The 226-nt window shown below is 38.9% G+C and carries 1 pseudogene; it reads right to left on the bottom strand.

Features of this window, described 5'->3' with window-relative positions:
* Positions 1 to 226: pseudogene (locus M3226_RS32055) on the bottom strand (IS4 family transposase); the annotation flags it as partial.

Below are 226 nucleotides of genomic sequence, written 5' to 3'. Positions count from 1 at the left end.
CATTCGCTCTTTTTATTACGGATTTGAACGAATACCATTTTAACCGGAACTCCATTGGCTTGGGTAGTATGAATAGAGCGAAGAATCCCTGTTCTTCCTTGAATAGGTGCTGCCAAACGGTAGAGTTCCTTTAAGCTGACACGCTTATCATCTACAAGGTAACGTTGTTTTAAATTCTTAACCATGCCAATTACATCAAGCCCTTGCTCTTTGATGTTCTTAATAA

The organism is Neobacillus cucumis (assembly GCF_023715505.1).
This window is presented reverse-complemented; position numbering and strand designations above follow the sequence as displayed.